20 protein-coding genes are annotated in these 23,071 nt (G+C 68.3%); 8 read left to right on the top strand and 12 right to left on the bottom strand.

The annotated features are described in order from the left end of the window. Positions 1–3: 3 nt before the first annotated feature. Together RZE79_RS25065 and RZE79_RS25060 are read right to left on the bottom strand one after the other, a co-directional pair. Entirely contained in the window at positions 4–1,365 is a 1,362-nt protein-coding gene (locus RZE79_RS25065) for a substrate-binding domain-containing protein (protein ID WP_319357292.1), read from the bottom strand. An 18-nt stretch (positions 1,366–1,383) separates the two neighbouring features. Then, a complete protein-coding gene (locus RZE79_RS25060; protein WP_319357291.1) occupies positions 1,384–2,343 on the bottom strand; it encodes a TauD/TfdA family dioxygenase in 960 nt (319 codons plus the stop codon). A gap of 147 nt (positions 2,344–2,490) precedes the next feature. Here RZE79_RS25060 and RZE79_RS25055 point away from each other — a divergent pair, with 147 nt between their 5' ends. Then, positions 2,491–2,733 carry a hypothetical protein gene (locus RZE79_RS25055; protein ID WP_319357290.1) on the top strand — a complete coding sequence of 81 codons (243 nt, stop codon included), beginning with the start codon at positions 2,491–2,493 and terminating at the stop codon, positions 2,731–2,733. 16 nt (positions 2,734–2,749) lie between these two features. Here RZE79_RS25055 and RZE79_RS25050 read toward each other — a convergent pair whose 3' ends face one another. Further along, positions 2,750–3,664: an alpha/beta fold hydrolase gene (locus tag RZE79_RS25050; RefSeq protein WP_319357289.1), complete on the bottom strand. Its 915-nt coding sequence runs from the start codon at positions 3,662–3,664 to the stop codon at positions 2,750–2,752. A 299-nt stretch (positions 3,665–3,963) separates the two neighbouring features. Between RZE79_RS25050 and RZE79_RS25045 the strand changes: the two genes are divergently transcribed. The 7 genes from RZE79_RS25045 (at position 3,964) to RZE79_RS25015 (ending at position 12,484) form a co-directional block, all read left to right on the top strand. Further along, complete coding sequence (locus RZE79_RS25045) at positions 3,964–5,004, top strand: AraC family transcriptional regulator (RefSeq protein ID WP_319357288.1); 1,041 nt, start codon at positions 3,964–3,966, stop codon at positions 5,002–5,004. Positions 5,005–5,561: 557 nt separating this feature from the next. Then, complete coding sequence (locus RZE79_RS25040) at positions 5,562–6,341, top strand: alpha/beta hydrolase (RefSeq protein ID WP_319357287.1); 780 nt, start codon at positions 5,562–5,564, stop codon at positions 6,339–6,341. Positions 6,342–6,381: 40 nt separating this feature from the next. After that, positions 6,382–8,094 (top strand): long-chain fatty acid--CoA ligase, encoded by a 1,713-nt coding sequence (locus RZE79_RS25035; RefSeq protein ID WP_319357286.1) that lies wholly within the window; start codon positions 6,382–6,384, stop codon positions 8,092–8,094. A gap of 43 nt (positions 8,095–8,137) precedes the next feature. Next, a complete protein-coding gene (locus tag RZE79_RS25030; RefSeq protein ID WP_319357285.1) occupies positions 8,138–9,757 on the top strand; it encodes a wax ester/triacylglycerol synthase family O-acyltransferase in 1,620 nt (539 codons plus the stop codon). 47 nt (positions 9,758–9,804) lie between these two features. Next, entirely contained in the window at positions 9,805–11,145 is a 1,341-nt protein-coding gene (locus tag RZE79_RS25025) for an MFS transporter (RefSeq protein WP_319357284.1), read from the top strand. 40 nt (positions 11,146–11,185) lie between these two features. Then, positions 11,186–11,635 carry a TIGR01841 family phasin gene (gene phaP / locus RZE79_RS25020; RefSeq protein ID WP_319357283.1) on the top strand — a complete coding sequence of 150 codons (450 nt, stop codon included), beginning with the start codon at positions 11,186–11,188 and terminating at the stop codon, positions 11,633–11,635. 162 nt (positions 11,636–11,797) lie between these two features. Further along, entirely contained in the window at positions 11,798–12,484 is a 687-nt protein-coding gene (locus RZE79_RS25015) for a peptidoglycan DD-metalloendopeptidase family protein (protein ID WP_319357282.1), read from the top strand. A gap of 4 nt (positions 12,485–12,488) precedes the next feature. Here RZE79_RS25015 and RZE79_RS25010 read toward each other — a convergent pair whose 3' ends face one another. The 9 genes from RZE79_RS25010 to RZE79_RS24970 all read right to left on the bottom strand — a co-directional run bounded on the left by RZE79_RS25010 (position 12,489) and on the right by RZE79_RS24970 (position 23,065). Next, positions 12,489–13,697, bottom strand: coding sequence for a PrsW family intramembrane metalloprotease (locus tag RZE79_RS25010; protein WP_319357281.1), 1,209 nt, complete (start codon positions 13,695–13,697; stop codon positions 12,489–12,491). Further along, on the bottom strand, positions 13,694–14,254 hold the full coding sequence (locus RZE79_RS25005; protein ID WP_319357280.1) for a hypothetical protein: 561 nt from the start codon (positions 14,252–14,254) through the stop codon (positions 13,694–13,696). The genes RZE79_RS25010 and RZE79_RS25005 overlap by 4 nt, the downstream gene beginning before the upstream one ends. Before the next feature lie 48 nt (positions 14,255–14,302). Further along, positions 14,303–15,541, bottom strand: coding sequence for a porin (locus RZE79_RS25000; RefSeq protein WP_319357279.1), 1,239 nt, complete (start codon positions 15,539–15,541; stop codon positions 14,303–14,305). Between the two features lie 39 nt (positions 15,542–15,580). Beyond that, positions 15,581–16,552, bottom strand: coding sequence for a quinone oxidoreductase (locus tag RZE79_RS24995; protein ID WP_319357278.1), 972 nt, complete (start codon positions 16,550–16,552; stop codon positions 15,581–15,583). A gap of 46 nt (positions 16,553–16,598) precedes the next feature. Further along, positions 16,599–17,156, bottom strand: coding sequence for an alpha/beta hydrolase (locus RZE79_RS24990; protein WP_319357277.1), 558 nt, complete (start codon positions 17,154–17,156; stop codon positions 16,599–16,601). A 14-nt stretch (positions 17,157–17,170) separates the two neighbouring features. Beyond that, positions 17,171–18,154: a tripartite tricarboxylate transporter substrate binding protein gene (locus RZE79_RS24985; RefSeq protein WP_319357276.1), complete on the bottom strand. Its 984-nt coding sequence runs from the start codon at positions 18,152–18,154 to the stop codon at positions 17,171–17,173. Positions 18,155–18,200: 46 nt separating this feature from the next. Continuing rightward, positions 18,201–19,259, bottom strand: a complete 1,059-nt coding sequence (locus RZE79_RS24980; RefSeq protein WP_319357275.1) for a 3-keto-5-aminohexanoate cleavage protein — start codon at positions 19,257–19,259, stop codon at positions 18,201–18,203. Between the two features lie 56 nt (positions 19,260–19,315). Then, positions 19,316–20,164: a TauD/TfdA family dioxygenase gene (locus tag RZE79_RS24975; protein WP_319361285.1), complete on the bottom strand. Its 849-nt coding sequence runs from the start codon at positions 20,162–20,164 to the stop codon at positions 19,316–19,318. Positions 20,165–20,386: 222 nt separating this feature from the next. After that, a complete protein-coding gene (locus RZE79_RS24970; RefSeq protein ID WP_319357274.1) occupies positions 20,387–23,065 on the bottom strand; it encodes a LuxR C-terminal-related transcriptional regulator in 2,679 nt (892 codons plus the stop codon). Positions 23,066–23,071: the final 6 nt, after the last annotated feature.

Genomic DNA, 23,071 nt, shown 5'->3' with positions numbered 1-23,071 from the left:
GCCTCACAGCTTGATGCCGGCGCGCTTGAGTTCGGCAATCGAATTCGCCTGCGCCTGCTGGAACGCCTGCTTGGCCGACAGCTGGTTGCTCGCGATCAGTTCGATGGCCTTGTTCAGTTGCTGATCGATCTGCGGATAGACCGACACGGTGCGGTACTTCATGTGGCCCGTCTTCGAGGCCAGCTCGATGGCGTCGAGCGAGAGCTTGGCCAGATCGCTGCCGTTGATGACCTGCTTCTGGCGGAACTCTGCCGAGTCGATGTCCGAGCGCCGTGCCGGCGAGCCGTAGCCCGCGGCCACCGCCTTGCGCGTGGTCTGCTTGCTCAGCGCCCATTGAATGAAGGCCCACGCCGCTTCCTTGTTCTTCGAGCCGGCCGGAATGCCCAGGCCGTGCACCGCGGTGCCCGGAAAGCGGCCGGCCGGCCCCTTGGGCACCTGGCCGAACTTGACGGTCTTCAGCGTCTTGCTGGTCGCCGCATCGCCCAGTTGGGCGAGGTGCAACTGCCCCGCATCGGTGAAGTTCACGCGGCCGAGCTTTAATGCTTGCGTGACCTGGTCGGGCTGGTAGGTGATGGCGCCGTCGGGGCCGAACTCGCGCAGCAGGTTCGCGTAGTACTCGCCGGCGGCAATCGCCTCGGGCGTGTCGAGCGTGGGGAACAGGTCGTCGGGCGCCTTGCGGAACACGTCGCCGCCGAACGCGTGCAGGTAGGGCACGAAGGTCCAGCCGTAGTGGTTGTCGGCCACGAAGCCGGCCACGCGCTCTTTCTTGTGGACCGCGCGCAGCACCTTCACGAGGTCGTCGGTGGTGTCGGGGAATGCGAAGCCCGCCTTCTCCAGCAGGTCGAAGCGCGACGAGGCCGTGAGCAGCGCCTCGGCGGTCCAGGGAATGCCGTAGAGCTTGCCGTCCTTGCCGGTTTCGGGCGCGCGTGCGCCGGGCAGGAAGTCGTTCAGGTCCCAGTCGGTGCCGGTGAGGTTGGGGTTGCGGATGTAGTCGTCCAGCGGCGTGAGCCAGCCCGAGTTGATCCAGCGGCTCGAGTAGATGAAGGTGACGTTGACCACGTCGTAGGCCGAACCGCGCGTCGAGAGCTCCAGGTCCACGCGCTGGTTGTAGACGGGGAATGAAGGCGCATCGAAGTTCACCTTGGCGCCCGTGAGCGCCTCGAACTCGGGCAGCCATTGCTGCAGCAGCTTGGGGTAGGTGGCGCTGAAGGTCGACACGTTCAGCGTGACGCCGGCAAATTTCTTCGCGCCGCCTTGCGCTGCGGCGAGGCCCGAAAGTCCGGGGAGCAGCGATGCGGCGCCGAGCGCGGCCGAGGTCTTGAGCAGGCTGCGCCGCTGCAGGCCGATGAGAGAGGGGTGTGTCATGGGATGCGGTGACTTCATTCAGGCCGTGGCGGAAATCACTGCGTCGATGCGCGCGTCGTTCGTCGCCTCGGGCCGGCTGCGCGTGCGGCTGCGTTGACCGTCGATGGCCACGGCGGCTTCGCCATGCACCGTCACGCGGCGCACCAGGCGCGCCTGGTTGCCGTAGTCGTTGATCGCGAAGTGCTGCGTGGCGCGGTTGTCCCAGATCGCCACGTCGTCCTGTTGCCAGCTCCAGCGCACGGTGTTTTCCAGGCGTGTCACGCGGTTCTGCAGCAGCTCGAAGAGGCGCGCCGACTCGGCACTCGACAGCCCCACCAGCTTCTTCACGAAATGCCCGAGCAGCAGCGCACGCTCGCCCGACACCGGATGCACATGCACCACCGGATGCTCGGCCTCGTACACGGCCGAGACGAACACGTTGCGGTGGTGGCGCAGGCGCTCTTCTTCCACCACCACGCGGTCGGCGCCGTAGTCGTAGTCGTTGCTGTGCACGGCCCAGAGCTGGTCGGCCAGTTGCTTGAGCTGCGTGGGCAAGCGCTCGTAGGCGACGGCCGTGTTGGCCCACACGGTGTCGCCGCCGTAGGCCGGAATCTTCACGCCGCGCAGGATCGATATCTTGGGAAATGCATCGACGAAGGTCACGTCGGTGTGCCACGAATCGGCGCGCCCGCCGCCCTTGGAGGCGTCGAGCTCGAAGAGCTTCGTGCCCGTGGGCGAGGGCACCGTGGGATGCGCCACCGTGCGGCCGAAGCGCACGCCGAAGGCCTGGTGCGCGGCGTCGTCCAGATGGTCCTGGCCGCGGAAGAACAGCACCTTGTGCTTCACGAGGGCGGCCTCGACATGCGCGATCTCTTCCGCAGACAAATCGGCCGAGAGCTTCAGGTTCTGCACCTCGCCGCCGATGTGGCCCGCCACGCGCCGGATGCGCAGATCGCCAAAGCGCGTGTCGATGGATGAAGGGGGCGCGCTGTCGCTCATCGGGGACTCCTCTGTTCGTTCGTGACGTGGGCAGGCAATGCCGGAAGCCGCAAATTCTGTGGTGGCGTGCGGCAAGCGCGAACAACGGAATCGTTGTTTCGACATGCGTGAATCTTCTTTGGCGCTGCGGCATCTGCCGCACATTGCTTGCAGTCGGGCTTCCGGCCCGATGCGCTTGTGGTCGACTTGCGGCTCGGCGCGCAGGCGAGCGGCATCCAGGCCATCGCAGATCTGCGCCTCGCATTGAACGAGGCGGAACTGCCTGCGTTGGTCGTGACCGGCGATGTGGGCGGCGATTACCTGGCGGGGGCGCTGCCGGTACTCGTCAAGCCCGTGCGGGCCTTCCTGGGCCATGCGCAGGCCCGCAGCCGCGAGCGCATGCCCGACTGATCAACCGGCCGATCGATCAGCGGGCCGCAACCGCGTGCCCCGCAATCGCATCGATCACCGGCGTCCACGTCACTTTCGGCAGCGCATGCCCCATGCCCTCGATGGTCACCATCGTGGCGCCGGGCACATGCCGCGCCACGTCCTTCCCGCACTCGATCGGCACCAGCGGATCGACATCGCCATGGATCACCAGCGTCGGCACCTTTAGCGACGCGAGCCGCTCCCTGCGGCTGCCTGAGGCGATGATCGCCGCGAGCTGGCGCGCGTAACCGGCCGGGTGCAGGCCGCGTTCGAAGGTGCGTTCCGCGCGTGCGGCATCGAGCGCTTCTTCGTCCGGGTGCGACCCGGCGCGCAGCACCTTCATCACCTGCTGCTGGCGCGCGATGTAGCCGGCGCGGTCCAGCGGCGTGGGCGTGAGCAGCACCTGCAGCGCCTGGGGGTGGGGCGGCGGCAGATCGGGGGCGCCGCTGGTCGCCATGATCGACACCAGCGTGCGCACGCGCGCCGGGTGGCGCAGAGCGATCTCCTGGCCGATGGCGCCGCCCATCGATGCGCCGACGATGTGCGCGCTTTCAATGTCGAGCGCATCGAGCAGGCCGACGGCATCGTCGGCCATCTCGGCCAGCGTGTACGGCACCTGCGATGCGCTCACGGGCACGCCGGCGAGGGCCTGCCCCAGCAGCTTCGCCACGTCGGGAATACCCGCGAAGGTCAGGCGCGTGGACAGCCCGATGTCGCGGTTGTCGAAACGGATCACGCGGTAGCCGCGCGCGGCAAGGCGTTCGCAGAAGGCCTCATCCCACGCAATCATCTGCGTGCCCAGGCCCATGATCAACAGCAGCGGTGGCGCGGCCGGATCGCCGAAGCAGTCATACGCCAGCTCGATGCCATTGGACGAAGCGAACAGGGTGGAGGCGAGGTCGCGGTGCATGGTGCGTGGAAATGAAAAGGAAGGGGAGAGAAACGAAGAGAAGCGAAAGGCAACCGTCGCGCGTTGCGCTTTGAGCCCTGCGGCCGCGCCGGTGGTTCGCCAACGATCTTTCCGTGGCGTGCCGCAGCGAGAAAGGTTCGTACAGACCATCCGCGAGTGACTTCGGGACAATTCCGCACCATCGGGAAACTCCGAGTCTGCGCGGGCAGAACGCTTCGATATCCTGCGACGACCTTGGAGTGCGAAGCCAGTGGCGGCTTTGCAATCGAAGGCACGTGTTCTGAAGGGATTGAATCGCCGTGCATCGTTCGCCACCCGACTTCGCGTCACGCGTCTACGGACCCCAGCGCGTCGCAGCCATCGTCGCCACCCTGGTCGAAGAAGGCATCACACCGGGACACACCCTGAGCGGAAGCGGCCTGACGGAAGAACAACTGCGCGCACCCGCGACGCGGATTTCCTACGAGCAAGCGGCCATCGTCTTCCGCAATGCGGTGCGTCTTGCGCCCGGCCCCACCATCGCATTTCGCGCGGGCATTCGCATGCACCTCACGGCCTACGGCATGTACGGCTACGGGTTGCTGAGCAGTCCCACGCATGCCGACCTGATGGACTTCAGCATCAAGTACAACCGCGTTATGGGCCCCGTGGCCGGGCCGGTGTCGTACACATGCAGCGGTGGCACCGCGGTGCTGCCCTACGAGGTGCTGCTGTCGTCCGATCCGCAAGACCCGCTGTACCGCTTCGCGCTCGAGTTCGCCTTCGCGGTGCACCTGCGGCTGGGCCGCGATCTCTTCGGTCCTTCGTTCGGGCTCTCTGCATTGCATGTGCGCTTTGCCGAGCCCGAAGACCTGAGCGCCTACCGCACCCTGTTCGGATGCCCCGTGGCGTTCGGGCAGCCGCGCGACGAACTGCGCATCGGCTCGCCGTGGGTCGACCATCCGCCGCGGCTGCCCGACTCGGTCACGCATGCGATGGTGAGCGAGATGTGCCAGCAGGTGCTGACCGACCTGCCGCGCTCGGGCGGTGTCTCGTCGGTGGTGCGGCGCACGCTCATCGACCACATGCCGTGGCGCTTTCCCACCATCGAGCCGATGGCCTCGGAGCTGTCGATCCATCCGCGCACCTTGCGCCGGCGGCTCGAAACCGAGGGTACGACCTACCGCGGCATCCTGGCCGATGTGCGACGCGTGCTGGCCATCGAGTACCTGCGCACCACGCGCATGACCACCGAGGAAATCGCCGAGCGACTGGGCTACAGCGACGCCTCGAACTTCCGCCACGCCTTCGTGCGCTGGACTGGCCGCAGCCCGCAGGACTACCGCGCGGCAAAAGCCTGAGCTTCTGCTGGCGATGCCGCATCGGGCATCGCGAACTTCCACGCTGATCCCCATGCGAGCGCCTTCGTGCGGCGTTCGCGTGTCGCGCATGTGGCGGTCGGTCCACACCTCTGTTCGCAGTGGTGAGCCGCCCCTGCGCGTCGTTTCCACACGCGTCCCGAAATCACCGCGAAGTGGTCGCATCGCACCTTTTCTTGTCGACGCCGTCGCGAAAAGATGGCGCCCGGAGCAACCAAAACAAAGTGCCCGATCCGAGCCTCGTTGAAGGCCCGGACGAGGCCGACAGGAGACAGACCACACATGGATGCACCTCGCGCGTGCCGGCATGCCCGGCACGGACTGGACGTACGCGGCGGGTTCACACCATGCATGCGAGCCGACTCACTGGCAGGGCGCCGCCGTTGCGCGTCGCCTGTTCCTTCCCTTTTCCCCGACCTCGATCCTCTCTCGAACGACCGCCCGACCGGGCAGCCGTGTGCATCGCGACTGCACGTCGGGCTTTTTCTTCCTCTCTTTTTTTTCTCCCTTTTTCCTTTCCCTCCACTCCCGAGATGACCATGACCGAATCTTCTTCGATGGCCCCGCCGTCCCGTCATTTGCTGATGCTCGAGTGGCGCGCCGTGGCGGAGCTGTCCGCGTTCTTCACCATGGCCCCGATGCTGCGCATGGCGCCCGCGGGCGACGGGCACCCGGTGCTCGTGCTGCCCGGCCTCTCGGCGAGCGATGCATCGACGCAACCGCTGCGCGCCTTCCTGCGCGACCGCGGCTACCGCGCGCACGGATGGAAGCTCGGCCCCAACCTCGGCCCGCGCCCCGGCGTGGAAGACCAGATGCAGGACCGCCTGGCCGAGCTGCACGAGCGCTACCAGCGCAAGGTGAGCATTGTCGGCTGGAGCCTGGGCGGCGTGTTCGCACGAGAGCTGGCACGGCGTGCGCCCTCGCAGGTGCGCAGCGTCATCACGCTCGGCAGTCCGTTCGCGGGCGAGCCGCGCGCCAGCAATGCGTGGCGGCTGTACGAGAGGGTGAGCGAGCGCAAGGTCGAGGACTGGCCCGAGCGCGAACGCATGCGCACGCCGCCGCCCGTGCCGGCCAGCGCCATCTACAGCCGCAGCGACGGCATCGTGGCCTGGCAGGGCTGCCGCGAACGCGAGACCGCGACTTCGGAAAACATCGAGGTCGAGGGCAGCCACTGCGGCCTCGGCCACAACCCCGTGGTGCTCTATGCCATTGCCGACCGGCTCGCACAGCCCGAGGGCGAATGGAAGCCCTTCCGCCGCGAGGGCCTGCGCCGCCTGCTGTACCTCGACCCGCACCGCGACGTGCGCAAGGCCGCCTGACCCGCTTCATCAGTCACTCACTCACTTTCTGGAGACGCACATGAACAGCAAGCCCTGGCTGGCTTCCTACCCCGAAGGCGTGGCGTGGGACCACGAGATCACGCCCACCTCGGTCCAGCAGATATTGACCGACGCCGTGGCCGGCTTCCCCGACCGGCCGGCCATCGACTTCATGGGCAAGCGCCTGAACTACCGCGAGCTAGGCGCGCTGGTCGATCGCGCGGCCAAGGGGCTGCAGGCCCTGGGTGTGCGGCCCGGCGTGCACGTGGGCCTGTTCCTGCCCAACACGCCGCACTACCTGGTCGCGCTGTTCGGCGTGCTGCAGGCGGGCGGCACGGTGGTCAACTACTCGCCGCTCGATGCGGCAAGAGTGCTCGAACACAAGATCCAGGACAGCCAGACCGACTTCCTCATCACGCTCGACCTCGCGTCGCTGTACCCGCAGATGGCCGCGATGCTCGGCAAGACACGCCTGAAGAAGCTCATCGTCGGCAACCTCGCCGAGATGACCGGCGCGCCCGAGCAGGTGGCGGCGCAGATGAAGGCGAAGAACGAAACGGTCGAGATCTCCGGCGACGAGCACCACCTGCGTTTTTCCGAGCTGCTCGACAACGATGGTCGCTACACGCCGCACCCTATCGACGATCCGCGCGAGGCCTTGGCCATCCTGCAGTACACGGGCGGCACCACCGGCCTGCCCAAGGGCGCGATGCTCACGCACGCCAACCTGTCGTCGGCCTGCGAGCAGGTGGTGATCACGCAGTCGGGCACGCCCCCCGTGCTGCAGATGGGCACCGAGCGGCTGCTCGCGGTGCTGCCGCCTTTTCACATCTACGCGCTCACGGTCAACCTGCTGCTGGGCGTGCGCCTGGCCGCCGAGATCGTGCAGCACCTGCGCTTCGATCCCAAGGCCGCGCTGCGCGACATCGCCGAAAAGAAGCTCACCACCTTCTGCGGCGTGCCCACCATGTTCACCGCGGTGATCAGCGATCCCGACACGCCGCAGTACGACCTGCACTCGCTCAAGCTGTGCAACTCGGGCGGCGCGCCGCTGCCGATGGAAGTCGGCGAGCGCTTCCGCGCCGTCACCGGCACCTGGCTCGCCGAAGGCTGGGGCATGACCGAAACCTCGCCCACCGGCACCTTCTCGCCCGCGCACGGCCAGCGCAAGGCGGGCTCGTGCGGCATTCCGCACCCGGGCGTGGTCATCAAGATGCTCGACCTCGAAGACCCGTCGCGCTACGTGCCGCTGGGCGAGAAGGGCGAGCTGTGCATCCAGGGCCCCAACGTGATGAAAGGCTACTGGAACAAGCCCGAAGCCACGGCCGACAGCACCACCTGCGACGGCTTCTTTCGCACCGGCGACGTGGGCTACATGGACGACGACGGCTTCGTCTTCATCGTCGACCGCTGCAAGGACATGCTGCTGTGCAGCGGCTACAACGTCTATCCGCGCGTGCTCGAAGAAGCCATCTACCAGCACCCCGCGGTGAACGAGGTGGCCGTGATCGGCGTGCCCGACGAGTACCGCGGCCAGTCGCCCAAGGCCTTCGTGATGCTCAAGGCGGGCGCCGAGCCCTTCACGCTGGCGCAGCTGCAGGCCTTCCTCAAGGAGCGCGTGGGCAAGCACGAGATGGTGCAGGCCCTGGAGATCCGCGCCGCGCTGCCCAAGACGGCAGTCGGCAAGCTCTCGAAGAAAGACCTCGTGGACGAAGAGCTGCGCAACCAGGCCGTCGCTGCAGCCACGGCCTGAGCGACACCCATCATCCCATCCCACCGACGAAAAAGGCCACGCCATGGACCACCTGAGCAGCATGGACGCGTCGTTCCTGCACCTTGAAACCCCCGAGACGCCGATGCACGTCGGCAGCCTCATGCTCCTGGACCTGCCCGAGGGCTACCGGGGCGACTACTACGAAGACGTGAAGGGCATGCTGGGCAAGCGGCTGCACCTGGCGTCGGTGCTCACGCGCAAGCTCGCGCAGATGCCTTTCGAACTGGCCGAGCCGGTGTGGATCGACGACGACGACATCGACCTCGACTACCACGTGCGCAGCCTCACGCTGCGCCGCCCCGGCACCATGGAGCAGCTGCACCACCTGGTCGCGCGGCTGCATTCGAGCCTGCTCGACCGCAGCCGTCCGCTGTGGGAGATGTACGTCATCGAAGGGCTGGAGAACGGCCAGGTCGCCTTCTACACCAAGGCCCACCACAGCGGCGTCGACGGCAAGGCCGGCACCGAGCTGGCCAAGGTGCTCTACGACACCACGGCGCAGATGCGCGAGGTGCGGCCCGCGCGCCGCAAGCGCGGCGGCGGCAACCACTACCAGCTCGGCGTGGCCGAGCTGCTGCAGGCGGCGGTGTCCAACTCGGCGCGCCAGTACCGCAAGCTCGCCGAGCTGCTGCCGGCCGCCGCGCGCGCGCTCACGGCGGCCGGCAGCGTGCTCGCGAGCCAGCAGACCGGCAAGGGCCAGCGCCGCCTGAGCCTGGGCATGGCGCCCAAGAGCATGTTCAACGACGCCATCACCAACCAGCGTTCGTACAGCACGATGTCGCTGCCCTTCGACGAACTGAAGGCGCTGGGCAAGCGCGTGGGCGGCACCGTCAACACCATCGTGATGGCGATGTGCAGCGAGGCCCTCGCGCGCTTTCTCAAGGAGCGCAACCTGCTGCCGAAAGAAGCGCTGATCGCCGGCGTGCCCGTGAGCCTGCGCGCGGAGGGCGACGATTCGATGAACAACCAGGTGTCGATGGTGCGCGTCGACCTGGCGACCGACATCGGCGATGTGGCCGAGCGCTTCAAGGCGATCCATGCGTCGTCGGAAGCGGCCAAGGCCGTGGTGCGCGAGCTCAAGCCGGTGCTCGGCGTGGACATGCCGATCACCGGCTCGCCCTGGCTCATGACCAGCCTGGCCTCGCTGTACGGCCGTTCCAACCTGGCGCGCCGCGTGCCGCCCGCAGCCAACGTGCTGATCTCGAACGTGCCGGGCCCGGGCGCCACGCTCTACGTGGCGGGCGCGCGGATGATGCACTTCTACCCCGTCTCCATTCCGTACCACGGCAGTGCGCTGAACATCACGGTGCAGAGCTACGCGGGCTCGCTCGACTTCGGCCTCACGGCCTGCCGCCGCATCCTGTCGCAGGAAGAGTCGTACGAGCTGATCGGCCACCTGCGCGCGGCGCTGCGGCAGATCGAGCGGCTGCCGAGCATCGAGGCCGCGGCCAAGCCAGCGGTCGCGAAGGAGGCCGAGGCCGAGGTCGTGCCCGCCAAGGCCCCGCGCCGTGCGAAGGCCCCGGCCGCGTCCAAGCCGCGTGCGGTCGCTGCGACTGCAGCGCCCGCCAGCAAGAAGCCCCGCGCGCCGCGCAAGCCGGCCACCGCTGCCAAGGGCAAGCGCGCCACCGCTGCTGCTGCCTAGCCTTCCCGACGATCCCTTCATCGACCGACCCCCAAGGAAGCAAGACCATGACCCCCACTTCTGCGCAGGCCCCCGCCCGCGCGCCGTACAACGCGGCGGACGAGGCTTTGTTTTCGAAAGTCAGCTGGCACCTGCTGCCGCTGTTGATCCTCTGCTACATCGTCGCCTTCATCGACCGCATCAACATCGGCTTCGCGCAGCTGCAGATGAAGCAGACGCTGGCCTTCAGCAACGAGGCCTATGCACTGGGCGCGGGCATCTTTTTCATCGGCTACTTTCTCTTCGAGGTGCCGAGCAACCTCATGCTCGAGAAGATCGGCGCGCGCAAGACGCTGCTGCGCATCATGTTCTGCTGGGGGCTCGTGGCCTCGGCCATGATGTTCGTGGAGACGACCACGCAGTTCTATGTGCTGCGCTTCCTGCTCGGCGCGTTCGAGGCGGGCTTCTTCCCGGGGATCATCCTGTACCTCACCTACTGGTACCCCTCGGCGCGGCGCTGCAAGGTGATCTCGATCTTCATGACGGCCACGGCCATCGGCTACCTGCTGGCCGGCCCGCTGTCGGGCTGGATCATGAAGTACATGAACGGCCTGGGCGGGCACCATGGATGGCAGTGGCTGTTCGTGGTGCAGGGCCTGCCGGCCTCGGTGCTCGGCATCGTCGCGTTCTTCTACCTGAAGGACAAGCCCGAGCAGGCCAATTGGCTCTCGCCTTCCGAGAAGCTCGCGCTGCGCCACCACCTGGACAACGAGCCACATGCTGTGGAGACCGCCTCGCACGGCTCGTTCTGGGCGCTGCTGCGCGACCCCAAGGTGTTCACGATGGCCTTCGTGTATTTCCTGTTCCTGGGCGCCAATTACACGCTGGTGTTCCTGGTGCCGACGCTCATCAAGAACTGGGGCGTGGGCGATGTGTTCATGGTCGGCTTGTTGTCCGCGATACCGGCGGTCTTCGGCGCCGTCGGCATGGTGTTCGTCGGCCGAAGTTCCGACAAGCACCTGGAGCGGCGCAAGCACTTCTTCTTCTGCGTGGCGCTGGCCTCGGCCGGCCTGCTGGTGGCCGTCTTCAGCGGTGGCAACCTGGTGCTGGCACTGGCAGGGCTCGCGGTGATGAGCATCGGCCAGTCGGCCAACACGCCGATCTTCTTCGCGGCCATCAGCGAGTACCTGCCGCGCAAGTCGGCGGCCGGCGGCATTGCGCTGATCAGCAGCCTGGGCAACCTCGGGCCCGCCGTGATGCCGGTGATCACCGCGTGGATCACCACGGCCACTGGCAGTTCGAACAACAGCATGTTCCTGGCGATCGGGCTGTGGCTGTTGTCCGGCGTGGTGCTGCTGCGCGTGATGCGGCCTGCCGCCGCCGCGCGCACGCAGTTCGCGCCGGCCTGATTTTTTTCCGCTATTTCATTCACCCAAGGAGATGCAATTCATGGCAACCAGCAAGACCGCAGCCAACACCAGCCCTCTCTTCCCCACGGCACTGCCGTCGATGGAAGATTTCGGCAAGCTGATCGAACAGCTCAAGCTGCCCGGCGTGGACGTCGGCGCGCTCGTGGAGTGGCAGCGCAAGGACATGGAAGCACTGGCCGAGGCCAACCGGCAGGCCTACGAAGGCATCCAGTCGCTGGCGCAGCGGCGCGGCGAGATCCTGCGCGACACGCTGGCCCAGTGGCAGGACGCACTAAAGGACGCCACCGGCAAGGACGCGATCTCCAAACAGACCGAGGCCGCGCAGCGTGGCGTGCAGCAGGCCGTCGACAACTTCCGCGAACTGGCACAGCTGGAAGCGCAGGCGCGCAACAACAGCTGGAAGGTGGTGCAGGACCGGATGAACGAGAACATGGCGAACCTGCAGCAGCTGCTGCAGCCGAAGAAATAGGGCGCCATTCCTGCGGGCGCAATGTCCGCGCAACGACTGCTGGTAGCCTTGCCGCATTGTTCAGGCGCGCCTCGACCTGCGAGGTCGCGTGATCCGGACGATTCAGAAAGGACTCAGCGCGTGGTTGTGACAGGGAGAAGATGGGGCGCATGCGCCGCGTTGATGGCGGCATTGCTGGTGGGCGCATGTTCCACCACGCCGAGCACGCCGGTGGCGGGCCCCGGCGAATACGTCGTGCAGACGGGCGACACGCTCTACCGCATCGCGCAGCGGCACGGCCGCACGACGGCCGAGATTGCCCGCTGGAACCAGATCAAGGACCCCGACCAGCTCGAAGCCGGCCAGGTGCTGCGCGTGGTGCCGCCGGGCGGTGCCGCGTCGGCGGGTGCAACGCCCGCGCCGCGCAGCAGCAGCGGCAGTGCAGAAAAAGCCAAGCCAGCGCCCGTCCCTCGCGAGCGCGACCCTGTCGTGCCGCCCGCATCGCGGCGCAGCGATTGGAGCTGGCCGTCGCAAGGCGCGGTCATCGCCGGTTTCAACGGCAACAGCAACAAGGGCCTCGACATCAGCGGCAGCAGCGGCGAGCCTGTGCACTCGATCGGCGCCGGCTCGGTGGCTGCGACCGAAACCATGCGCGGCTACGGCAGCGTGATCATGGTCGACCACGGCGGCTCGTACATGTCGATCTACACCAACGTGGGCACCGTGGGCGTGAAGCAGGGCCAGCGCGTGCAGCGCGGCCAGAAGCTCGCCGAGATCGGTCCGGCCGAAGGCGGCCGCGCCAAGCTGCATTTCGAGATCCGTTACCGCGGCAAGGCGGTCGATCCGCGGCTGTACCTGCCGGCGAAGTAAAGCGTCAGCCCTGCGGCCGGGTGAGCAAATCGAGTTCGGCCCGCAGGCGCCGCACCGCCACTTCATGGCGCAGCGTCTGCGGCCCGCGCCCATGCGTGCCGGCCTTGAGGATGAGCCGCAGCTGCTCGCGCTGCAGCTGCGCCTTCAGGCGGCGGGCGCGCTGGCCGAACTCCTTGCCCATGTCGCGCCGCACGCGATAGCGCAGCAGCGGCGCGCCCAGGCGCACCCATTCGTCGTCGCGGATCAGCTCGCGCTCCGGCACGAAGTAGGCGGCCAGCGCATGCAGGTAGGTGCCGTTCTCGCGCGCGGCGGCGCGCCACACGAAGGCGGCGGCGATCACCACCGGGATGCCCTTGACGATGAGCAGCAGCGCGATGCCGACGAAGCCGTCGTCGAAGCGGTCTTCGAGCAGCGGCGAGTTCCAGATGAAGTGCATGGCCCAGGCCAGCACGAAGTAGAAGAGCGCGCAGCCGATGCGCGCGGCCATCGAACGCTGCGGGTTCAGCAGGAACCACGCGACGCCGAACGAGGCGATCGTGGTGTAGGCCGCATGGCTCCACAGCCCACTCAAAAGCCCGCGCATGAGCAGGTGGTAGAGCACCGGATACACCTGGTTCTCGAGCGGAAAGTTCACCGCGCTGTTCACCGTGTAGCTCAGGTTCTCGATCACCTGAAAGCCCAGCCCGGCCATGGCGCCGACGATCAGCACCGACAGGTAGGTTTCGAACTGGTTGCGCGCAATCAGCACCAGCAGGATCACGCCGGCCAGCTTCAGGAATTCTTCGGTGATCGGCCCCGCGATGGCCGGCCCCCAGACCGCGACGAACTCCGGCGACACCAGCTTGGCGCACAGGCTCTGGATGGCGATGTTGGCCGGCGCGGCGAAGTACACCGCACCGAGCCCGCCCCATGCAAAGGCCAGCACGTAGGCCTCTGGCGGGTGCTGCTCCAGCAGGTCGAGCGTGCGGAAGAACAGGACGAACGCCGCCGTGTAGCCGCCCCACACCAAGAGGCCCAGCAGCGCGGTGACGGGCACCACGCGAAAGCCCAGCGAGAACATCGACACCGTGTAGAACAGACCGTTGAGGATCAGCGCCGCGAGCAGCCAGAACGCGGCGCGCTGCGGCTGGAAGAACGAGTCGGTGCCGATCGGCCAGTCGGCGTCTTCCTGCGTGGCGATGGCTTCGGTGGGGGCTTCGGTCGTGGTGCTCACAGCGGTGCCTCCAGGTCCATCGAGTCGAGCATCCTGCGGGCGTCGGCCAATGCTTCGTTGAAGCCGTCGGCGGGGCCGTACACGTCGATCTGCACCAGCGAGCGGCGCTGTGTGTCGACCACCTGCCAGAAGCGGCCGGCGAGCTTGGCGCCGTAGTAGGCGAAGGTCTTGCCCTGCAGGCCCCAGCCGGTGACGAAGTCGGACACGTCGCCCTCGACCGTCAGGCCCTGGCCGCGCTCCATGAGCCGCTGCTGGCGCACCATGGGGCCGCCGGGCCCGCCGATCCACAGGCGCGTGGTCACGAGGAACTTGTGGCCACCCTTGAAGAGCATGAGCGACTGCCCCGCCTTCGAGCGCGACACGTCCATCTGCCAGCCCGGTGCGGGTTCGAAGCGCGCGTGGCCGACCGACACCGTCTCGCCCGTGGGCAGCGGCCGGCTGCCGGGCGTGTGGTTGTTCCAGAAGGTCAGGCCGCCGACATACGCGGCAATGGCCAGGAGGATCGCGAGCGCGCCCGGCCAGGTGCGGTACGGGATGCGGCGGGACGGTTGAAGCATCCGTGGATCGTGCCACACCGAGGTGGCAGCGCCGCCGCGGTCAGACCGTCAGAACGCCATGCGGATGCCGACGTCGTAGCCCAGCGCGCGGTGCGGCTGCATGCCGTTGGTGGTCGCATAGGCCGGCTGCGGAAAGATCGCCGGCAGGCTCAGCACCAGCGGCGTCACGCCCATCACCGTCGGGTTGTTGCGGCCGTTGGCGATGTGGATGCGCGCCACCGAGGCATACAGCGCCGTGCGCTTGGACAGGTTGTGCACGTAGCCCAGCGCCAGCTTGTTTACCGACGAATTGCCGTCGGGCAGGCCCAGCCCGTTCACGAAGCGCACGCGCGCATACGAGGCGCGCACCACGCCCGCGCCCAGCGGCACGTTCACGCCGGCCATGAGGCCGTCGTAGCGGTCGCTCAGGCGCAGCGAGCCGCTGGAGAACGGCGTGGCGCTGTTGCGTACATCACGCACGCGCGACCATTCGCCGAACACCTTCACCACGCCGAAGTCGTACGAGGCGCCGACGTTCATGCTCTTGATCTTCTCGCTCTGCGCGGCGGCGCTGGCCAGCGTGCTCTCGCCGTAGCCCAGTGCCACGTCGGCCGGACCGCTGGCCCAGCCGATGCGCCCGCCCACGTAGCGCCCGCGCTTCGAAGGGCTGTCGGGCACGTTGCTGACCTTGGTGTTCTCGTGCAGCGCGTACTGCACCTGGCCGTAGAAGCCACCCAGGTTCGGCGGCAGGAAGTAGCTAATGGCGTTGCTCGTGCGCAGGTAGCTGTCGGTGCCCGCCGAAAGGCCGCCGTTGAGAAGACCGCCGGTCGCCAGCGCACGCGAAGCCGCGATGTTGCTGTTGACCACCGCGATCAGGTTGGTGCCCACGCCGTTGACGCTGAAGGGGTCGAACACGGCGTCGTTCCAGAACGAGGCCGTGTAGTCGCGGCCCAGGCGCACTTCGCCGAAAGCGCCGCTGAGGCTCAGCGTGGAGCGGCGTCCGAAGTTGGTGATGCCGCCGCCCGTGTCGTTGCTCAGCGGTGCCTCCAGCCAGAAGCTTGCGGCCAGCCCCCCGCCCAGGTCTTCGGTGCCGCGAAAGCCGATGCGGCTCGACGCATTGCCCGAGGGCGACAGCACGGTCTGGCTCTGGCGCAGCTCGGCCGGGCGCAGCGGGTTGTACGAACTGCTGGTGGTGCGGTAGTGGCTGACGCCCGCGTCGACCACGCCGAACAGCGTGAGCGACGACTGGGCGAGGGCGGGGCCGGTGGCCAGGATGGCTGCGGCGGCGATGAGGGTTTTCTTCTTCATGGTCTTGTCTCCTGCTCGTTGTGTTTATTCGTGGGGTGTTCAGGGCACGAGCACGGTCGCGCCGGTGGTCTTGCGGCCTTCGAGTGCGCGGTGCGCCTCGGCGGCGTCGGCGAGTGCAAAGCTTTGCTGCGGCTCGCTCACGATGCGACCGGCCAGCACGTGAGCGAACAGTTCGTCGGCCATGCTCAGCATGTGCGGGCGCGGATGGATGTAGTGCACCATCGCCGGCCGCGTGAGCCACAGCGAGCCCTTGCCCGCGAGCACCTTGGTGTCGAGGACCACGGACCCCGACGACGTGCCGTTGCTCACGAGCGTGCCGCGCGGCTGCAGGCAATCGAGCGAAGCCTCCAGCGTGTCCTTGCCGACCGAGTCGTAGACGACCGGCACGCCTTTGCCTTCCGTGATCTCGCGCACACGCTGGGCGATGTTCTCGCGCGAGGTCACGATGGTGTGCGTGCAGCCGTTGGCCTTGGCCACCGCCGCCTTCTCGTCGGTGCTCACGGTGCCGATCATCGTGACGCCCATTGCACGTGCCCACTGGCAGGCGATGAGGCCGACACCACCGGCCGCTGCGTGGTACAGGATCGTCTCGCCACCCTTCAATGGATAGACCTGGCGGAACAGGTACTGCGCGGTCATGCCCTTCATCATCAGCGTGGCCGCTGTGCTGTCCGAGATGCCATCGGGCAGCGGGATCAGCACATCAGCAGGCATCACGCGCACCTGCGAGTACGCACCCTGCGGCCCGAGCAGATACCCCACGCGGTCACCCACGCGGATGTCGGTCACGCCGGGTCCCACGGCCTCGACCACGCCGACTGCATCGGAGCCGAGGCCATTGGACAGTGCGAGCGGATAGCGCCCGGTGCGGAAGTAGATGTCGATGAAGTTGACGGCGATGAGGCTGTGGCGCACGCGCGCCTGGCCCGGACCGGGCTCGCCGACCTCGACGTGTTCGAGCTTCAGCACGTCGGCCCCGCCGGTCTCGTGGAAGCGGATGGCTTGGACCATGGGGAGTTTCTTTCTCGGTGTGAAGAGCAGGCGGGCAAGAAGAGGTTCAGCCCGCCGAGAGTTCGTCGATGAACGCCTGCGCGCCCGGCCATTCGCCGTAGCCCGAGGCGGGGTTGAGGTGGCCGACCTCGCCGAGGTCGACGAGGCGGCTGCCCCAGCGCTGCGCCATCTGCGCGGCGCGTTCGTACGAAGCCAGCGGGTCGTTGCGACTCGCGGCCACGATGCTCGGGAACGGCAGCGTGCCGGTCGGCACCGGCAGCCAGCCGCTGGCGCGCAAGGCCTCGACGCTGGGGTAGCCCTCGGGCATCGGATGTTCGAAATCGGGCGGCGTGGCCAGCAGCGCGCCGCGCACCGGCCGGCGTGTGCGCTGCGCCCAGTGCGCCAGCATCACGACACCGCCGCTGTGCGCCACGATGACCAGCGGGCCGTCGACCGCCTGCGCCTCGCGTTCGATGGCTTCGACGCGCGCGGCGCAGTCGAGGTCGTCGCGGCCCATGGGCGGCACCGCGCGCACGCGCGGCAGGCGTGCGGCGAGCAGGGTCTGCCAGTGGGTGGCGACGGCGTCGCGCAGGCCGGGAACGATGAGGACGGTGGGAGCGGTCATGGCAGCCTGCACGCTCACTGGTTGAGCTGGATGTTGTAGGTCTTGACGATCCGCGCGTTGCGCTCGTACTCGTCATGCGTGATCTTCGCGAGCTGCTCGGGGCTCTCGCTGGTCATCGGCATGAAGTTCTGCGCGATGAGCCGCTCTCGCACCTTCGGCGAGGAGGCGGCCTTCGTGAGGACCGCATTGATCCGCTTGACGAGCTCGTCGGGCATCCTGGCCGACACGATGGCGCCGGCCCAGTTCGAGAAGTCGATCTCGTCGAATCCCTGCTCGGCCATCGTGGGCACATCCGGCAGCTGTGCCAGCCGGGTCTTGGCCCCGACACCGAAGACCTTCACCTTGCCGGCCTTGATCAGCGGCAGCGAGGTGACGATGCCGTCGAACAGGATGTCGACCTGGCTGCCCATCAGGTTCTGCAGCGCCGGCGGCGAGCCCGGGAACGGCACATGCTGCAGGTCCAGCCCCGCTTTCCTCGCAAAGATGGCGCCGGCGTAGTGCGAGCTGGTTCCCGCGGAGTACGAGGCGTAGCTGCCCGGGCTGCCCTTGCCGGTCTTCAGGTAGGCGATGAGGCCTTTCAGGTCGTTGGCCGGCACCGTCGGCGCGCTCACCAGCACCATCGCCGAGCGCGCCACCATGGTCACCGGCTTCACGTCCTTGACGGGGTCGAAGCTGGTCTTCATCACCAGCGGAATCTCGGTCAGGATGTTGCTGACCATGAACATGATGGTCTGCCCGTCGGGCGGCGCGCTGTTGAGCGCCTGCACCCCGATGGCGCCACCGGCGCCCGGCTTGTTGTCGACGATCACCGGTTGCCCGATCTCGGCCGAAATCGCCTCGGACAACACGCGGGCCACGACGTCCATGGTGCCGCCCGCGGGCGCCGGCACCACGATCCGTACCGGCTTGGTGGTCCAGGCATGGGCGAGCACGGGCGCGGCGGCCAGGGCGACCGCCCATGGCCTCAGGCGGCGAAGGATGTTGTGAGTCTTTTTCAACGCGATGTCTCCAGGTGTTCTTGTTTGTGCCGGCGGTGCGTGGTGCTCAGGCCGCCTTGCGCAGGAAGCCCTGCTGCGCGCCGTTGCGATTGGGCGCAAAGCCGTTGGCGAGCAGCGTCTCTTCCACGGTGTCGTAGAAGACCCCGATCTTGGAAATCTCGCGCGCCTGTTGCGCCGTCGCGATGGGTCGGCCGAACTGGCGCGAGATGGCCACCAGCTGCTCGATCTGTGCCACGGTGCCGATCTTGGCGGTGCGCGACTGGTTCCAGAGGTTGTCCTCGGTGCCGGTGCGCACATGCAGGCCCATGGCAATGCCGATCATGTTGACGGGCAGCACGTTGAGCACCGAGCTTTCCACCGTGAGCACCGCGCCGTCGGGCACGGCACGTGTCATGTTCGCCAGGTTGTAGATGTTGGGCGCGTCCATGCCGCCGCCGATGGCCACCCAGTTCATGACCAGCGGGCCCTTGTAGATGCCGCGCCGGATCAGCCGCTCGACCGACTCGAAGCTGTTGATGTTGTAGCACTGGAACGCGCTCTGAATGCCGGCCTTCGTGAGGCGGCGGATGTGCTCCTCGGCCCAGCCGGGCTGGGCCGGCACCGTCATCTCCTTGTAGGCATTGAACACGGCGGGGTCTTCCATCGAGGTGCCCTGGATGTCCCGGATGTCGAACTGTTCCAGCACATTCATCTGCGAGGTGTTGATCGTCACCGTGACCTGGTCGGGCTTGGGGTCGAGGTCGGCCAGCATGTGGCGCGTGTCGTCCGAGAGCCACTTGGCGGCCGCACCGTCGGTCTCGGGCGCGAAGCTGATCGAGCCGCCGACCTGGATGATCATTTCGGGCACGCGCGCGCGCACGCCGGCGATCAGTTCGTTGAACTTCGACAGGCGTTTGCTGCCCCGGCCGTCGAGTTCGCGCACGTGCAGGTGCAGCACGGTGGCGCCGGCGTTGTAGCAGTCGACCGCCTTCTGGATCTGCGCTTCCATCGTGACCGGGATGTCTTCGGGGAAGTCGGAGGGCACCCACGACGGCGCATACGGCGCGGCGGTGATGATCAATGGCTGCTGGTTTTCGGGGAACAGATGGCCGTCGAGAAAGTTCATGGCAAGACCTCGGGAGAAAGGAAGAGAAGGAAGACAAGGGCGCAGGACGCGCCCGCTCAGAAGACCGCTTCGCCGACGATGCCGGCGCGTTCCATCTTTCGATGGCAGGGCGGGTAGTCCATGACCGCGTAGTGCTGGGTCGAACGGTTGTCCCACATGGCCACATCGCCCGGCTGCCAGCGCCAGCGCACCTGGTACTCGGGGATCTGCGCCTGGCTCACGAGGTAGGCCAGCAGCATCGCGGCGCCAGGCTGGTGGTCCTGCCCGTAGCGCACGTTGGCCGGCGTGTGGAAGTTGGTGAAGTGGGTCGTGAAGCCGTTGACGAACAGGATCTTCTCGCCCGTGTCGGGGTGCGTGCGCACCACGGGGTGCTCGGCATCGGGGAACTGGGCCTTCAGCGCCAGGCGCTTCTCGATCGGCATCGCGGCGCCGAAGGTGGACTCGATGCTGTGGCGCGCGCGCAGCCCCGCAATCTGCTGCTGGATGTGCGCGGGCAGCTTCTCGAAGGCCAGCACCATGTTGGCCCACATCGTGTCGCCGCCCACGGGCGGGCATTCGACGCAACGCAGCACGCAGCCGAAGGGCGGTTTCTCGCGCCACGTGGCGTCGGTGTGCCAGCTGTTCTCGTAGCGGTCGACCGGCGTCTCGGGGTTCTTGTAGATGCGCACGAGTCCCGGGTGCTCGGGGTCGCTGCCGACCACGGGATGGTCTTCAAGCGCGCCGAAGTGGCGGGCGAAGGCGACGTGCTCGGCGCGCGTGAGTTCCTGCTGGCGAAAGAACAGCACCTTGTGCTGCACCAGCAGCGCGCGGATCTCGGCCGCCAGGCCCGCGTCGCGCGAGGCCTCGGCCAGCGACACATGGCGCAGCTCGGCGCCGATGGCGCAGGTCACGGGGTGGACCTGGATGCCGCGCGTGTGCACGGCGGGTGCGACCCCGTTCGAGGGGCCTGGCTGGATCGTGGAACCCATGTGTCTTGTCTCCTGTGCCGGTCGTGAATTGCCGCTGTGCGGCGGTGACCATGCTGGGAACAAGAATAGGTCGGGGCCCCTGCGCGCGCCCCCTCCTCGCAGGAGGGGGAACCGCCCCGAAAGGGGAGGGAGAAACCCTCAGTGCTCGGCGGCGAGTCCTCAGTGCCCCGCGGCGAGCAGTCCCAGGATGCGCGCGCGCTGGACCACCTGCGTGCGGGTGCCCGCGTCCAGCTTGGAAAACAGGTTCTTCACATGCCACTTGATGGTGGTTTCGCCCACCTGCATGGCGCGCCCGATCTCCTTGTTCGACAGGTTGCGCGCCAGCAGCGCCAGCACCTCGCCCTCCTTGGGCGTGAGCACGGCGCCGTGCGGCATCGGTGCTGCGGCCACAGGCGCGGGCGGCACCGGCGGTGCGATCGCGATCTCGGGCTGCGCGCCCTCGGCCGCGAGCGTGCCGATCCAGGCGCCCAGCTCGGGGTGCGCGTCGGACAGCACGCGCTGCAGGCCGAAGGCGCGCGCCAGGTCCATCGCCTCGCGCAGCAGCGCCTGCGCGGGCTGGCCGCAGCGCTCCAGCGCCAGTGCGCGCAGGCCCAGCAGCTCGATGTGCAGGCCGCCCTGCTTGCGCTGTCTCGCCTGTTCGTCGGCACGCGCGAGTTGCGCCAGGGCGTCGGGCCAGTCGCGCGCGGCGATGGCCGCGTGGGCGCGAGCCACGTCGCGCAGCGCTTCCACGCTGCGCCGCCACAGCGGGCCCTGCGGCAGCGTGGGGTCGGCCAGTTGCGCGTCGATGCGCTCGCACAGCTCGCGGCAGGTCTGGGCGCGGTGGCGCTGCGCGTGCAGGCGCACCTGCTCGGCCAGGCTGGCGATGCGCAGCCGCGGCAGGCGCCGCGCGGCACCGGCCGCGTCGAGCGCGTTCAGCAGCTCCAGCGCGCGGTGCTCCGCGCCTTCGGCCGCCGCGATGCGTGCTGCCGTGCGGTAGGCCTGCAACAGCGATTCGGGCAGGCCGCTGTGCTCGAGCACGTCGAGGCGGTCGGCCAGCAGCGTGGCGGCGTCGCCCGGCAGGTCGCGCTCCCAGGCCACCGACGCGAGCAGCGCGGCCAGGTTGCAGCTGAAGCGGTGGCGCCGGCCCATCTCGGCCTCGGCGCCGGCCACGGCGGGCCGCAACAGCTGTTCGGCCAGCAGCACCTGGCCTTCCCACGCATAGCTCAGACCGATGACCAGTTCGCTCCAGCGCCGGATGTAGTCGACGCCGTGGCCCGGGTGCCCGCGCAGGGCCTGCTGCTGGCGCAGGCGCGCGAGGGCCGGTTCGCCTTCGAGCAGCGCGCGGTAGGCCATGCGGTTGGCATGCGACTGCAGCAGCAGCGGATCGGTGAGCGGCACGGCCTCGGTCCACGGCGCGTGCAACTCCACGAAGCGGTCGGGGTCGTCCGCGAACACGGCAGCGCCGCCGAGGATCAGCGCGCATTCGCAGCGCAGGGCGTCGCCCACATCGGGCTGCGCGAGGATGCGTGCTACGAAGCGGCCGGCTTCTTCGTGCCGCTCGCTCGACGCCAGCGTCCACGCCGCGGCCAGCAGCAGGCGCGGGCGGCGGTCGAGTTCGTCGGCGCGCATCTGCGCCATCCATTCGAGCACCGTGGCCTGCCGGCCGCGCCGCATGAGGGATTCGTACAGGCTGCGCTCCGCAAGCTCGTAGGCGGTCTGGTGCTGGCCCGCGCTCAACGCATGGTGGGCGGCTTCGTCGAGCAGGTCGTGCGCGGCCAGCCACTGCGCGGCGCGCGCGTGCGCCGCCACCTGTTCGGCGGCATCGAGCGCGGCAAAACGCTGGCGCAGCACGTCGCGCGCCAGCGCATGCATGCGCAGCCACTCGCCCCCTTCGGCGGCAGCGAACACCGGCGTGTCGTTGCTCAGCCGGGCCAGCCGCGCCGCGGCATCGTCGACGCCGGAGACGGCGCGGCACAAGTCGGGATGCAGCAGGTCGAGCACGGCGATGCGGGCCAGGAAGTCGCGATCCTGGGGGTCGAGGTTGACCAGCAGCAGCCGCACCGGTTCGCCCTGCAGTTCGCCGGCGGCGGCCGTCATGTCGGACAGCGCCGCGTGCGCATCGGCCCCGCGCGAGATGATTGTCGTCGCCAGCTGCAGGCCCAACGGCCAGCCCTCGGTCAGCTCGTGCAGCCGCGCGGCCGTGTTGCGGTCGACGCGCGCGCCGAAGCGCGCCTGCACCAGCTGCAGCGTCTCGTCGAGGCTGAACTTCAGCAGCGCCGGGCCGATCTCCACGCACTGTCCGTAGGCCACGAGGTCCTCGATGTCGAGCCGGCCGTCGGGCCGCGTGGCGATGAGCGTGCGCACGTTGGGCGGCGCGTTGCGCAGCAGGTAGGCCAGTGCCTCGCGCGTGGCGGGCGGCAGGCGGTCGGCCTCGTCGATGACCAGCACCACGTTCAACGCCGCCTGCGCCAGCTCGGCCAGCAAAGCGGTGACGCTGCCGAGCGTGCCGGGCCGGTCGTCCTCGAACACGCTGCGCCCGAACGTGGGGCGGCCCATGGCGACGCGCAGTGCCAGCGCCAGGCTCTGCACCAGCCGGCCCGGATCGTCCTGGCTTTGCGCCGAGACCCAGCCGACCGGCACGCCCTGGCCCAGGTACTCCAGGCGCCACTGCGCGAGCAGCGAGGTCTTGCCGAAGCCCGACGGCGCCTGCACCACGAACACGGCGTGGTCGCGCAAGGCGTCGGCGCTGGACAGCAGCCGTGCGCGGGAAACGAGGTGACGCGGGACACGGGGCGGCGTCACCTTGAGCAGCAGGTCGCGCGGAACGCCGGTCGCATCGGGGGGCGGGAAGGTGGCCAAGGCTCG

The organism is Variovorax sp. EBFNA2 (assembly GCF_033802765.1).
Lineage (GTDB): Bacteria > Pseudomonadota > Gammaproteobacteria > Burkholderiales > Burkholderiaceae_C > Variovorax > Variovorax paradoxus_H.
This window is presented reverse-complemented; position numbering and strand designations above follow the sequence as displayed.